Consider the following 12,254-nt stretch of genomic DNA (forward strand, 5'->3'; position numbering starts at 1 on the left):
TCGTTCCTGCTGATCGACCCGATCGACGGGACGACGCTGTCCGCGGGGGTGTCCTTCGACCGGATCGGCCCGGCGACAGGTGGTCAGCGGGGCGCGCCGATCGTGCCGTTGCGGGACTTCCACTCGGTGGCTGCGTCCTCGGCGGGGCCGTCCGCCGGAGCCGCTGCGGCCTCGGCCTCCAGCGACGGATCGACGGCGGGGCGCGCCGGCAGCGCGAACATCAGCACGAAGATCGCGACCAGTACGACGGCGGCCCACAGCAGCGAGTTCTCGAAGGCGTTCACGAACGCGGGCCCCACCTTCTCGGGCGCGAGACCGTCGTCGATCAACCGGAAGAAGACCACCGACGTCAGGCCGAGACCCAGCGCGTTGCCCATCTGGAGCGTCGTATTGATCAGTCCGGACGCCGATCCGGCGTGCTCGCGCGGTACATCGGACAACACCGCGTTGGTCAGCGGCGCCACGATCAGCCCCATGCCGAGGCCGATCACCAGGAGCGGCAACGCCATCTGCCAGGTCGCGATCCCGGTGCCGTACCGGTCCGCTTCCCACAGGTAGATCAGCATGCCCGCACCCATCACCAGCGCACCGGCCTGGAGCACCTTGCGGCCGAACCGCGGCACCAACTTCTGCACCGACACCCCCGCCGCGGCGGCGACCGCCACCGAGAACGGCAGGCTGGTCAGACCGGCGCGCAGCACGCTCCAACCCAATCCGACCTGCATGTACAGCGTCCAGACCAGGAAGAACATGCCGCACACGACACCGAAGCCGAACTCCACGGCGATCCCGGCGCTGAAGCTCTTCACCCGAAACAGCGACAGCTCCACCAGCGGCGAGCCGTCCCGACGGGTCTTGGCCCGCTCGTACAGCGCCAGCGCGGCGAACACCGACACCGAACCGGCCATGGAGAGGTAGCCCCACAGCGGCCAGCCCAGCTCGCGGCCCTGGGTGAGCGGGTACAGCAACATCAGCAGGCCCAGCGTGACCAGGCCGACGCCGACCAGGTCCAGATGCAGGGCGCGGGCGGCCTTGGACTCGGTGATGTACTTGCGGCCCAGGACCAGGCCGGCGATGCCCACCGGGACGTTGATCAGGAAGATGGTCCGCCATTCGAGGCCGAACACGTTCCACTCGGTGAGCAGCGCGCCCAGCAGCGGTCCGCAGACCCCGCCCATGCCGACGATGGCGCCGAACAGGCCGAAGACCTTGCCACGTTCGTGCGCGGGAAAGGTGGCGTGCACGATCGACAGGACCTGCGGGACCATGATCGCGGCTCCGGCGCCCTGCAGGATCCTGGACGCGACCAGCATGTCCGCGTCCACCGCGCAGCCGCTGAGCGCGGAGGCGACGGTGAAGGTGGTGACGCCGATCAGGAAGATCCGCCGGCGCCCGTGGATGTCGCCGAGCCGGCCGCCGGTGATCAGGCCGGCCGCGAACGCGAGCACATAACCCGCGGTGATCCATTGGATCTGGCTCGTGGAGGCGTCCAGGTCGCGCTGGATGGAGGGCAGTGCGACGTTGACGATCGTGACGTCGAGCAGATCCATGAACGCCGCGGTCATGACGATGGCCAGTGCGATCCAGCGCCGCGAATCCGGCGGGGCCGCTTCCGGGTGAGCGATGGGTGAAGTCATGCTTCCAGGCTAGAAATCGAAGGGGGTGTACAGGGGGTCGGGCGTTAAGGGCTTGCGTTCGTTTCGATCAGCACGGTTTATGACCGAGCCCCGGGATTTCCGCGTGAATGCGCGGCGGCGGCAATCGATGGGGCGCGGATCGAATACGTGTTCCATCGGGCGGGTGCCGCATTCGTGATATCCGTTGTGTATGCCCGGAGTTCACCCTCCGGCCGATGGAAACCCGCAGCGCGTCGGAGGCGTGGTCACGGCGCGCGGAGGAAGACTTCCCTCGTCATCGACGAAGTGTCCCCGGCTTCGGACACACCGGCCCGGCACGCCGCCTGCCCACCCTCCGAGAGCCACCATGAACACCATTGCCCTTCCGCCCACCCGAGTCCACCTGCCCGCCACTGCGGCACTTTCCCCGACGGCCGCGAGAAACCGGTCGTCGAAAATCTCGGCGCATCGCCGACCGACAAAACCGGCCGGCCACGTGTATCCGCCGGTCGAACGCGCAGCCCCTGGACCGACCGGGATATCTCGGCCCGATCGCAGGACTCCCCCGAGGACGGAAGGGAAATCGTGAACGGCGCACGACCGAATGCCCCCGGCCTTGCCTTCGAACCCCACCTCGGCGTACCGGGAACTCGCGGGTTCGGACGTTCATTTCGCGGCGGACCGGGCACGCGTCGGCCCGGTTGACGTGGTCGGTATCGGCGCGACCGGCACCGCGACCGGGTGCGGCCGACCCCGATCAACGACGGCATCGACGCGAGGCGGACGCCGCCGCACGACCGGTCGACGCGCGTCACAACCAGCCGGAGTCGCGCGCGATCCGCACCGCGTCCATGCGATTGCGGGCGTTGAGCTTGGTCACCGTCGTGGTCAGGTAGTTGCGTACCGTCCCGGCGGACAGGAACAGGCCGCGCGCGATCTCCGGCACGTCCACCCCTTCGGCGGCCAACCGCAACACCTCGGTCTCCCGCGCGCTCAACGGATTCTCCGCCGCCTGCAACGTCGCCACCGCCAACCGCGAATCGATCACCCGCTCACCGGCGGCCACCGTGCGGATGGCGGCGGCGAGTTGGTCCGGATCGGCGTCCTTGAGCAAGAACCCCCAGACGTGCGCGGCCATCGCCCGCCGCAGATTGCCCGGCAGGCCCAGGCTGGTCATGATCACCGTGCGGCACTCGGGTAACCGCTCGTGCAGCAGCCGGGCCGCCCGAATGCCGTCCAGACCCGGCAGATCGATGTCCAACACCGCGACCTCCGGCCGTACCTCGAGCGCCACCGGCAGGATGAGATTTCCGCGATCGACCTCGGCGACGACCTCGATGTCGGGCTCCAGTTCGAGCAGCGACACCAGCGCCCGGCGCAGCATGAGCATGTCCTCGGCGAGAAGAACCCTGACCATCGTGTCCCCCCACGGCATCCCAACGGGATGGTCACTGTCATCGACGTTCCTCGAAAGCACCGGCAGCGGCGCCCCGCCCGCGCCACCGGCGATCCCACGCCCTCTCACCTGCCCCGACGTGCTCCGATCACGCCGGGTCGGACCCGAACACCACGGTTCAGATCGAGAACCTCTCGCCACCCACCCGTACCGAGCGACCGACCCACGGGTCGGTGCGCATCGACGCCAGCACGTCGGCGTCCGTCGAGGAGGCCACCGACCGCACGCCGCCCGCTCCCTCGACCACCGCGATCGCCACCGCCGGCTCGCCCTGCTCGAACGCCACCGTGCAGCCCACCACCTCGGCCGGGCCCGCGTAGTCCGGGTCGACCGGGCGGCTCGGCGACTGCGCGCGCACGTCGATCGGCCGGAACCCGTCGGCGGCCGGCCGATCCGACCACAACGCGCCGGCCTGCTTGGTGACCATCCCGGACACGCTCGTCACCAACCCGTCGCCACCCGCGAGCACCCGTCGGGTCACCTCGACCGTCGCCTGCAACGCGTAGTTGTTGAGCGGCCCGCCGGCGAACGCCATCCCGCCCGTCGCGGTCAACTCCCGGCCGGGGCGCCCGGTCAGACCCAGCTCGTGCCGCTGGATCCGGACCGCCGCCGGGAAGCAGCTGTACAGGTCCAGGTGCGTCGCGTCGCGCACCCCCGCGCCCAGTGCCGCGCCGACCTCGGCGAATCCGGGCGAGCGGCCCAGGTCCGGCCGGGCCACCAGCGGCACCATGGTGTTCGATTCGGCCGCGGCCGTCGGGAACACCCACCGGTCCCGGGCCACCCCGAACCGGCGTGCCGCCTCGGCCGAGCACAGGAGCAGCGCGGCGGCCTGGTCGACGTTCATCTGCGAGCAGTGCCACTTCGAGTACGGGCTCGCCAACCACGCGTTGCGGCCGGTGGGTGCCAGCAGTTCGTCCGGCTGCACCGCGCGGCCCCGGATCGCCTGCCCGGCGTCGGCGGCGACCGTCGAGAAGTCCGCCCACAGCGCGGCGATCTCGCGCGCGTCGTCCGCGGGCGACCGGCCCCGAGCGGCCCCGATCGCCGACTCCATCACCGCGTACTGCCGCGCGGGCACCGCCAGATGGCGATCGATCTCGACCCGGGCCAGGATGTCCGCGCCGGGCGCCCACACCGTGTCCGGGACACCCTCCGCGACCGGATCCGCGAGTTCGAGCCCGGCGATCCGGGCGCGCAGTCGCCGATGCGCCGCCTCGCCGCCCACGACGAGCACCACGTCGGCCTGCCCGGCGGCGATCTCGGCACAGGCCCGGGTGATCAACGACTGTTGCAGGACCCCCAGTTCGGCCAACGTGCTGTGCGCGTCCACGATCTTGAACCGGTCGGCCAGCCAGCGGCCAGGATCGCCGTGCCGCCAGGTCCCGCGCGGCACCAGCACCTGCCGGACCGCCCGCAGCAGCGCGCCCGACCCCTCGGCGGCCTCCTCGACGGCCCGCGCCATCAGCTCCAACTCGCCGACGCCCGCCCCGGCCTCGGCCGAGCGCTGCCGCGCCACCCCGGCCCCGACCAACACCGGCGTCCGCGGCTCGACCGCCTCCAGCCCCATCGCCGCCCCCTTGCCACCGCCCGACCGCCCCGGACCATCCGGCGCGCGCCGACGTTAGTGGCGGAGCCCGACGATCACCAGTGCGTCCCGGTCCTCGATCCCGGGTGGCAGAGGGCGGCGCGCTCCCGGTGTCGGTCCGCGACGGTTGTGGATCTCCGTTCGGCGGGCATAGGACAACCTTCGGCCGGTGGCGCAGGGAGCGGTGTGATGACCGAGCACGATCCGTTCGTCCGGGTGCGCGGGGCGCGCGAACACAATCTGCGAAACGTGGACGTGGACATCCCGCGCGACGTGTTCACGGTGTTCACGGGGGTGTCCGGATCGGGCAAGTCCTCGCTGGCCTTCGGCACGGTGTACGCGGAGGCGCAGCGGCGCTACTTCGAGTCGATCGCGCCCTACGCCCGGCGGCTGATCCAGCAGGTCGGCGCACCGCACGTGGACGAGATCAGCGGATTGCCGCCGGCCATCGCGTTGCGTCAGCAGCGGTCCGCGCCCACCTCGCGCTCGACGGTGGGCACGCTCACGACGCTGTCCAACTCGTTGCGGATGCTCTTCTCCCGGGCCGGCGACTACCCGCCCGGCGCGGAGCCGGTGGACTCGGACGCGTTCTCGCCGAACACCGTCGCCGGCGCCTGCCCGAACTGTCACGGCCTGGGTCGGGTGCACGAGGTGAGCGAGGAATCGCTGGTCCCCGACCCGAGCAGGTCAATCCGGGACGGGGCGATCGCCGCGTGGCCGGGTGCCTGGTACGGAAAGAATCTGCGCGACATCCTGGCCACGCTCGGCTACGACGTGGACCGGCCGTGGCGCGAACTGCCCCGGGTCGAGCGGGACTGGATCCTGTTCACCGACGACCAACCGGTGGTCACCGTGCACCCGGTGCGCGACGCGAGCCGGATCCAACGCGACTACCAGGGCACGTACAGCAGCGCGCGGCGGATCGTGCTGAAGACGTTCGCGAGTTCCAAGAGCGCGACGCAGCGCAAGCGGGTCGAGCGTTTCCTGACCAGCGGGCCGTGTCCGGTGTGCCACGGCCGAAGGCTGCGCCCGGCTTCGCTGGCGGTGACCTTCGCCGGCTTCGACATCGCCGCGCTGGTCGCCCTGCCGCTGGTCGAGGCGGCGAAGGTGTTGGCCGGTGCGGGGGACGCCGGCGAGCCGGCCGCGACGATCTGCGCCGACCTGGTGGCCCGGATCGCGGTGCTGGTGGAGTTGGGCCTGGGTTATCTGAGCATGGATCGGGAGACGCCGACCCTGTCCTCGGGCGAGTTGCAGCGGCTCCGGCTGGCCACCCAGTTGCGGTCGGGGCTGTTCGGGGTGGTGTACGTACTGGACGAGCCGTCGGCCGGGCTGCACTCGGCGGACACCGAGGCGCTGCTCGTGGTGCTCGATCGGCTGCGCGCGGCGGGCAATTCGCTGTTCGTGGTCGAGCACCGGATGGCGGTGGCCCGCCGGGCGGGCTGGCTCGTGGACGTGGGGCCCGGCGCGGGCGAGGGCGGCGGCCGGATCCTGTACAGCGGTCCCCCGGACGGGCTGCGCGCGGTGGCCGACTCGGCGACCCGCCGATTCCTGTTCCCGGCGGGTCCGCCGCCGGCTCGGGAGCCGAGGTCGCCGACCGGCTGGCTGACGCTGACCGGGGTGCGGCTGCACAATCTGCGCGACCTGGACGTGCGGCTGCCGCTGGGCGTGTTCACGGTGGTCACCGGGGTCTCCGGCGCGGGCAAGTCCAGCCTGATCGGCGGGGTGCTGGCGGACGTGACGGCGGAGCATCTGGGCACCCGGGCGCAGGAGGACGAGGAACGTCGGCAGGAGTCCGGCGAGATCCAAGCGGTCCGCGGTCTGGAGGTGATCGACCGCCTGGTGCGGGTGGACCAGAAACCGATCGGGCGCACGCCGCGCTCGAACCTGGCCACCTACACCGGTCTGTTCGACACGGTCCGCAAGCTGTTCGCGGACACCGACGCGGCGCGCGAGCGTGGGTGGACCGCGAGCCGGTTCTCCTTCAACGTGGACGGCGGGCGGTGCGAGACGTGTTCGGGCGAGGGCTTCGTCGCGGTCGAGCTGCTGTTCCTGCCGGGGACGTACGCGCCGTGTCCGACCTGCCGAGGGGCGCGCTACAACCCGCCGACGCTGGAGGTCGCCTACCGGGGGCTGAGCGTCGCGGACGTGCTCGGGCTGACCGTGGACGCCGCCGCCGACTTCCTCGCCGAGGTGCCGGCCGCCGCGCGCAGCCTGACCACACTGCGCGAGGTGGGCCTGGGCTATCTGCGGCTGGGCCAACCGGCGACCGAGCTGTCCGGCGGCGAGGCGCAGCGGATCAAGTTGGCGAGCGAGCTGCAACGGGCCCGGCGCGGGCACACGTTGTATCTGTTGGACGAGCCGACGGCCGGACTGCACCCGGCGGATGTCGAATTGTTGATGCGTCAATTGCACGGGTTGGTCGCCGCGGGCAACACGGTGGTGGTGGTCGAACACGACCTGGACGTGATCGCGGGTGCGGACTGGATGATCGACATGGGCCCGGGTGGTGGGGCCGACGGTGGGCGAATCGTGGCGAGCGGGGTGCCTGCGGAGGTGGCGACGGCGGGGGTGGGGGTGACCGCGCGGTATTTGGCGGGGCGGTGACGGGGGCGACGGGTGGCCCGACGCGCCGTCAGTCGGTCGGTGGTTCGGCCAGGAAGGCGAGCAGGGTGGCCGGATCCTCGCTCGCGCACGCGGTTCGTACGGCCGATTCGTGTGCCTCGGCCAGCGCGTTCAGCCGGGTCAGGCGATCGTGGCCGCGTCGGGACAGATGGGCCGCGATCCGGCGGCGGTCGATGCCGGACTGACGTCGGTAGATCCAGCCGTCGTCCACCAGCGCGTCCACGATCCGGGTCAGACTGGCGTGCGGGATCAGCAGGCGCTGCGCCAGATCGCCCATCAGCCGGCCCTCGCCGTCGCCCAGGGCGCGCAGCACGAGCCACTGGTCGAAGGTGCAGTCCTCCTCGGCCAACGCGTGGGTCAGCGTGCGGGTGAGGCGGCGCTGCGCGAGGGTGAGCAGCTCGACCAGGAGCGGCGGCGCGACGGCTCGCTCTGCGATTTCGCCGGCGGACATGCTCATCACCCCTTCGCCAGGCCGTTCCCAGGAGCATACTTACTCGCCTTATGAGCGTCGAGACAGTCCTGATCGAGCCGCTCGAAGCGCTGTATTCCGACCGGGATCCCCAGGTGCTTCGAGTGGGACTCGTGGTGCCCCAGTCCGGTGCGCTGGGGATCATCGGGCCCTCCGCGGTGGATGCGGCGCTGCTCGCGGCACACGAGATCAACACGGCCTGCGGTGTGCGCGACCGCCCGATGGAGCTGGTCCTGGTGGACGCCGGCGGCCCGCCCGACCGGGTCGCGGCGCAGGTCGGGATGCTCGGCGACGCCGGCGCGGTGGACGTGCTGGTCGGTTTCCACACCAGCGACGTGCATCGCGCGATCGAGGCGGTGGTCGGCGGCCGGACGCCGTACATCTTCACCCCGCCGCACGAGGGCGGCGGCCGGTTGCCCGGGGTGGTCTGCACGGGTGTCGACCCGATGCGGCAACTGCGCGAGTCGATCGGGTGGCTCACCGAGCACCATCGGCTGCGGCGGTGGGCCCTGATCGGCAACGACTACATCTGGCCGCAGGCCATCCACGCCGCCGCCGGCCGGTTGATCGCGGACGCGCGCAGCAGTGTGGTGTACGAGCGGCGGGTGGGCTTCGGCGCGGTGCGGGACGGGTTGGACGAGTTGTTCGCGGGCCTGCGGAGCACCCGGGCCGACGCGCTGCTGCTCAGCCTGATCGGCCGTGATCTGGTCGACTTCAATCGGGCGTTGCGGCACGCCGGGCTGGATCGCATCCTGGTCCGGCTGTCCGGCTCGCTGGAGGAGAACGGCCTGTTGGCGTACGGCGGGGACGACACCGGCGCGATGTACGCGGTGATGCAGTCGTTCGCGTCGCAGACCGACGATCGCCGGTTGGGTCTGGCCGAGCGGCACCGGTCGTTGTTCGGTCCGCAGGCGCCGGTGTTGGACGCCTACGCGGAGGGCCTGTACGACGGGCTGCATCTGGTCGCGGCGTTGGCCGCGCGGGGCGCGCTCGCGCCGAGCGGGTTGGCGGCGGCGGTGGATCGGCTGTTGGACGGGGGGTCGGACGCGGCGCGTGGGGCCTGGGCGCGCTCGCCGTTGGGGCCGCCGCGTCGGCAGGTGTACCTGGCTCGGGCGGAGGGGCTGGATTTCGCCGTGTTGCCGCGGCGAGAAAGTACTTCCATTTGGAAATAACTGGTTCTAAGGTCTCTTCGAGACCCCTCGGGGTCGTCCCGAGGAGAGATCGACATGAGCGAAGTCCCCACGCCCGCATCGACCGCAAGACCCGGCTCGACCGGTGGTTCCGGTTCGTCCGGTGGTTCCGAGTCGATCGAGAAGTACGGCTACAAGCAAGAGCTCCGCCGCTCCCTGAGTTTTCGTGATCTGCTCGTCTACGGCCTGGTCTTCATGGTCCCGATCGCGCCGTTCGGCATCTTCGGCGGCGTGTTCCAGGGCTCCGGCGGCATGGTGGCGCTCGCCTACGTCATCGGCATGGTCGCGATGATGTTCACGGCGCTGTCCTACGCGCAGATGTCCCAGGCGTTCCCGATGGCCGGGTCCGTGTACTCCTACGCCGGACGCGGCATCGCCGCCCCGGTGGGCTTCCTGGCCGGCTGGATGATCCTGCTCGACTACATCCTGGTCCCCGGCCTGCTCTACCTGATCGCCGCAGTCGCGATGAACTCGCTGGTCACCTCGATCCCGGTGTGGATGTGGGTGGTCGGGTTCGTGTTGCTGAACACGGCGGTCAACTACCTCGGCGTGGCGATGACCGCCAAGGTCAACAAGATCATGCTGATCGGCGAACTGATCATCCTGATCGTGTTCATCGTGATCGGCGTGGTCGCCCTGATCGACGGCAAGGGCCGCGGCTTCGACTTCACCCCGATCTACAACAGCGACACCTTCTCCTGGAGCCTGGTCTTCGGCGCCGTCTCGATCGCGGCGCTGAGCTTCCTCGGCTTCGACGGCATCTCGATGTTGTCCGAGGAGAACAAGGACTCGGCCAAGGCCATCGGCCGGTCGATGGTCGCCGCGCTGCTCCTGGCCGGGACGTTGTTCATCGTGCAGACGTGGGTGGCCTCGCTGCTGGTGGCCGACCCCAAGGCGCTGATCGACAACGGCGATCCGGACGGCACCGCGTTCTACGACGCGGCCCGGGTCGCGGCGGGCGGCTGGCTGGCCAAGCTCACCGCGGTGGCCACCGCGATCGCCTGGGGCTTCGCCAACTCGCTGGTGGCCCAGGCCGCGACCTCGCGCCTGCTGTACGCCATGGCCCGGGACCGGCAACTGCCGTCCTTCCTGGCCAAGGTGCACCCCAAGCACCGGGTCCCGGTCAACGCCACGCTGCTCGTCGCCGCGATCTCGCTCGCCCTGGGCCTGTACACCAGCACCCGCGACGACGGCATCACCACACTGAGCAGCCTGGTCAACATCGGCGCGCTCACCACCTTCCTGGTCCTGCACGTGTCGGTGGTCGTGCACCATCTCGTCCGGCAGCGCAGCCGCGACTACTGGCGACACCTGATCGCGCCCTCACTCGGCTTCGCGATCCTGGCCTACGTCGTCTACAACGCCGACGGCGACGCGAAACGGCTGGGCGGGATCTGGTTCGCGATCGGCCTCGCCCTCCTCGCCGGCCTGGTGCTGGCGGGCCGTCGGCCCCAAATTTCCGCCATCGACCAGGTCGAGGAACCCGTATGACCCTGCTCGAAGTCGTCTCGCTGAGGCCGACCTACCACCAGTACGCCTACACCTTCGGCGGACGCCGACCCCTGGTCACCGTCCGCCCGGGCACCATCGTCGAACTGTCCACCGAGGACTGCTTCGGCGGCAACGTCAAGGGCATCGACGACCTGCCCAGCGCGGTGTGCACCTTCCCCTACCTCAATCCGGTCACCGGACCGATCGCGGTCGAGGGCGCCGAACCCGGGGACACCCTCGCGGTGCACTTCGTGGACATCACGCCCGCCCGCGACTGGGGCATCTCCAGCACCTTCCCGCACTTCGGCGCACTCACCGCGACGAACACCACGGCGATGCTGCACGCGCCGCTGGAGGAGAGGGTGTGGGTGTACGACCTGGACGTCGCGGCGGGCATCTGCCGCTTCCGGGCCCGGAAGAGCGACTTCACCGTCGACCTGCCGCTGGACCCGATGCACGGCACCGTCGGCGTCGCGCCCGCCGGCGGCGAGACGCTGATGTCGATCACCCCTGGCGCGCACGGCGGCAACATGGACACCCCCGAGATGCGCGCCGGCACCACCGCGTACTTCGGCGTCAACGTCGCGGGCGGCATGCTCTCGATCGGCGACGGCCACGCCCGGCAGGGCGAGGGGGAGGTCTGCGGGACGGCGGTCGAGGCCGCGATGCGCACGGTGATCGTGGTCGACCTGATCAAGGGCGGTGCCCCGGTGTCGCCGCGCCTGGAGAACGACGACCACCTGCTCACCACCGGCTCGGCCCGCCCCCTGGAGGACGCCTTCCGGATCAGCCAGCGCGACCTGGTGGACTGGACGGCGGACCTGCTCGACCTGGACCTGCTCGACGCCTACCAATTGGTCAGCCAGACGGGGCTGGCCCCGGCGGCGAACGTGTGCGACACGAACTACACGATGGTGGGGAAGCTGCCGAAGGCCCTCCTCGGCCGACACCGCGCCTACGAGGGCCGACACGACCACCTGCGGGCGGTGGCGGCGGCCTACTTGGCGGAGCGGTGAGGGGCGGGGCGGGCGGGCTTCGGGTGGGGTGAGGTTGCGGGGCTGGGGGGGTCGGCCGGCTGGTTGGATGGGGTGGGGCGTTCGTCCAGGCGGATGTTTGGTGAGGTTGGGGGCTTGGGGTCGAGGAGGGGTGTTGGCCTTGGTCGGCGGGTTGGCGGGCGGGTGGGCTGGCGGGTGGGCTGATCGGCTGGCCGGCGGACCGGCTGGCCCGCGAACCGGCTGACCTGCGGACCGGCTGGCCCGCGAACCGGCTGACCCGCAGACCGGCTGACCTGCGGACCGGCTGACCCGCGCACCGGCTGACGGGCTGAGCAGCTGAAGGGCCTGCCGGCCGAGCCGCACGGTATGGACCCCGGGACCCAGGTCATTGGTCCCGGCGCCCGGCGTGTGCCGCCCCCGCGCCGGGCGGGAGGGGACATCCCCGGGGAGTACGCGTCCGCCGACGCGGATCCTTTTGGGAACCCGGGGATGTTCCCGCAACTGCGCGCACGGGGCGCAGCAGGCGTGGCGGGCCGAACGGTGGGCGGGGTGGTGTCCTGGGGCGAGCGGCATCGTGCGTGAAGCCGGCCCGCAAGCTGGAGTCGTGGGCGGAGCGTGGCGGTTCGCCGGGGTCGCGAGTGGAGCGACGCGGTGAGCGAGGGTGCGTTGAGCGCGACTGGGCTGGGTTGTGAGTGGAGCGGGTCGGGGGGCCTGGGGGGTGGGCGGAGCGGGGGGGTGGGCCCGGGTCGTGAGCGGAGCGGGCGGGTGGGGGGCTTTCGGCGATGCAGCGCTGCTTTTTGTTGGGCGCCTTCGGCGCCGGCTCGCGAGGCACC

8 protein-coding genes are annotated in these 12,254 nt (G+C 71.2%); 4 read left to right on the plus strand and 4 right to left on the minus strand.

Annotated elements, in window-relative coordinates:
• Positions 1 to 83: 83 nt before the first annotated feature.
• The 3 genes from ACFXMF_RS43400 to ACFXMF_RS43410 form a co-directional block, all read right to left on the minus strand.
• Positions 84 to 1,637 carry an MFS transporter gene (locus ACFXMF_RS43400; protein WP_379991672.1) on the minus strand — a complete coding sequence of 518 codons (1,554 nt, stop codon included), beginning with the start codon at positions 1,635 to 1,637 and terminating at the stop codon, positions 84 to 86.
• 790 nt (positions 1,638 to 2,427) lie between these two features.
• The gene (locus ACFXMF_RS43405; protein WP_379991673.1) at positions 2,428 to 3,033 is read right to left on the minus strand and encodes a DNA-binding response regulator; all 606 of its coding nucleotides are present in this window, start codon (positions 3,031 to 3,033) and stop codon (positions 2,428 to 2,430) included.
• 157 nt (positions 3,034 to 3,190) lie between these two features.
• On the minus strand, positions 3,191 to 4,636 hold the full coding sequence (locus ACFXMF_RS43410; protein ID WP_379991674.1) for a hypothetical protein: 1,446 nt from the start codon (positions 4,634 to 4,636) through the stop codon (positions 3,191 to 3,193).
• 207 nt (positions 4,637 to 4,843) lie between these two features.
• On the opposite strand from ACFXMF_RS43410, the gene ACFXMF_RS43415 reads away from it, so the two are divergent.
• A complete protein-coding gene (locus ACFXMF_RS43415; protein ID WP_379991675.1) occupies positions 4,844 to 7,258 on the plus strand; it encodes an ATP-binding cassette domain-containing protein in 2,415 nt (804 codons plus the stop codon).
• A 28-nt stretch (positions 7,259 to 7,286) separates the two neighbouring features.
• Here the strand turns inward: ACFXMF_RS43415 and ACFXMF_RS43420 are convergent, their stop codons facing one another.
• Entirely contained in the window at positions 7,287 to 7,727 is a 441-nt protein-coding gene (locus ACFXMF_RS43420) for a MarR family winged helix-turn-helix transcriptional regulator (RefSeq protein ID WP_379991676.1), read from the minus strand.
• 50 nt (positions 7,728 to 7,777) lie between these two features.
• On the opposite strand from ACFXMF_RS43420, the gene ACFXMF_RS43425 reads away from it, so the two are divergent.
• Genes ACFXMF_RS43425 through ACFXMF_RS43435 form a run of 3 tightly spaced genes read left to right on the plus strand, consistent with a single transcriptional unit; the run spans position 7,778 to position 11,442 of the window.
• On the plus strand, positions 7,778 to 8,917 hold the full coding sequence (locus tag ACFXMF_RS43425; RefSeq protein ID WP_379991677.1) for a substrate-binding domain-containing protein: 1,140 nt from the start codon (positions 7,778 to 7,780) through the stop codon (positions 8,915 to 8,917).
• Between the two features lie 54 nt (positions 8,918 to 8,971).
• Positions 8,972 to 10,426 (plus strand): APC family permease, encoded by a 1,455-nt coding sequence (locus tag ACFXMF_RS43430; protein ID WP_360310731.1) that lies wholly within the window; start codon positions 8,972 to 8,974, stop codon positions 10,424 to 10,426.
• Positions 10,423 to 11,442 (plus strand): acetamidase/formamidase family protein, encoded by a 1,020-nt coding sequence (locus tag ACFXMF_RS43435; RefSeq protein ID WP_360310729.1) that lies wholly within the window; start codon positions 10,423 to 10,425, stop codon positions 11,440 to 11,442. The genes ACFXMF_RS43430 and ACFXMF_RS43435 overlap by 4 nt, the downstream gene beginning before the upstream one ends.
• The last annotated feature ends 812 nt before the right edge of the window (positions 11,443 to 12,254 follow it).

Source organism: Embleya sp. NPDC059213 (genome assembly GCF_042754445.1).
In the GTDB taxonomy this organism is placed as follows: Bacteria; Actinomycetota; Actinomycetes; order Streptomycetales; family Streptomycetaceae; genus Embleya.

Coding starts and splice junctions, on each gene's coding strand:
- ACFXMF_RS43435 (WP_360310729.1), top strand. CDS start 10,423: ATGACCCTGCTCGAAGTCGTCTCGCTGAGGCCGACCTACCACCAGTAC.
- ACFXMF_RS43410 (WP_379991674.1), bottom strand. CDS start 4,636: ATGGGGCTGGAGGCGGTCGAGCCGCGGACGCCGGTGTTGGTCGGGGCC.
- ACFXMF_RS43420 (WP_379991676.1), bottom strand. CDS start 7,727: ATGTCCGCCGGCGAAATCGCAGAGCGAGCCGTCGCGCCGCCGCTCCTG.
- ACFXMF_RS43430 (WP_360310731.1), top strand. CDS start 8,972: ATGAGCGAAGTCCCCACGCCCGCATCGACCGCAAGACCCGGCTCGACC.
- ACFXMF_RS43415 (WP_379991675.1), top strand. CDS start 4,844: ATGACCGAGCACGATCCGTTCGTCCGGGTGCGCGGGGCGCGCGAACAC.
- ACFXMF_RS43425 (WP_379991677.1), top strand. CDS start 7,778: ATGAGCGTCGAGACAGTCCTGATCGAGCCGCTCGAAGCGCTGTATTCC.
- ACFXMF_RS43405 (WP_379991673.1), bottom strand. CDS start 3,033: ATGGTCAGGGTTCTTCTCGCCGAGGACATGCTCATGCTGCGCCGGGCG.
- ACFXMF_RS43400 (WP_379991672.1), bottom strand. CDS start 1,637: ATGACTTCACCCATCGCTCACCCGGAAGCGGCCCCGCCGGATTCGCGG.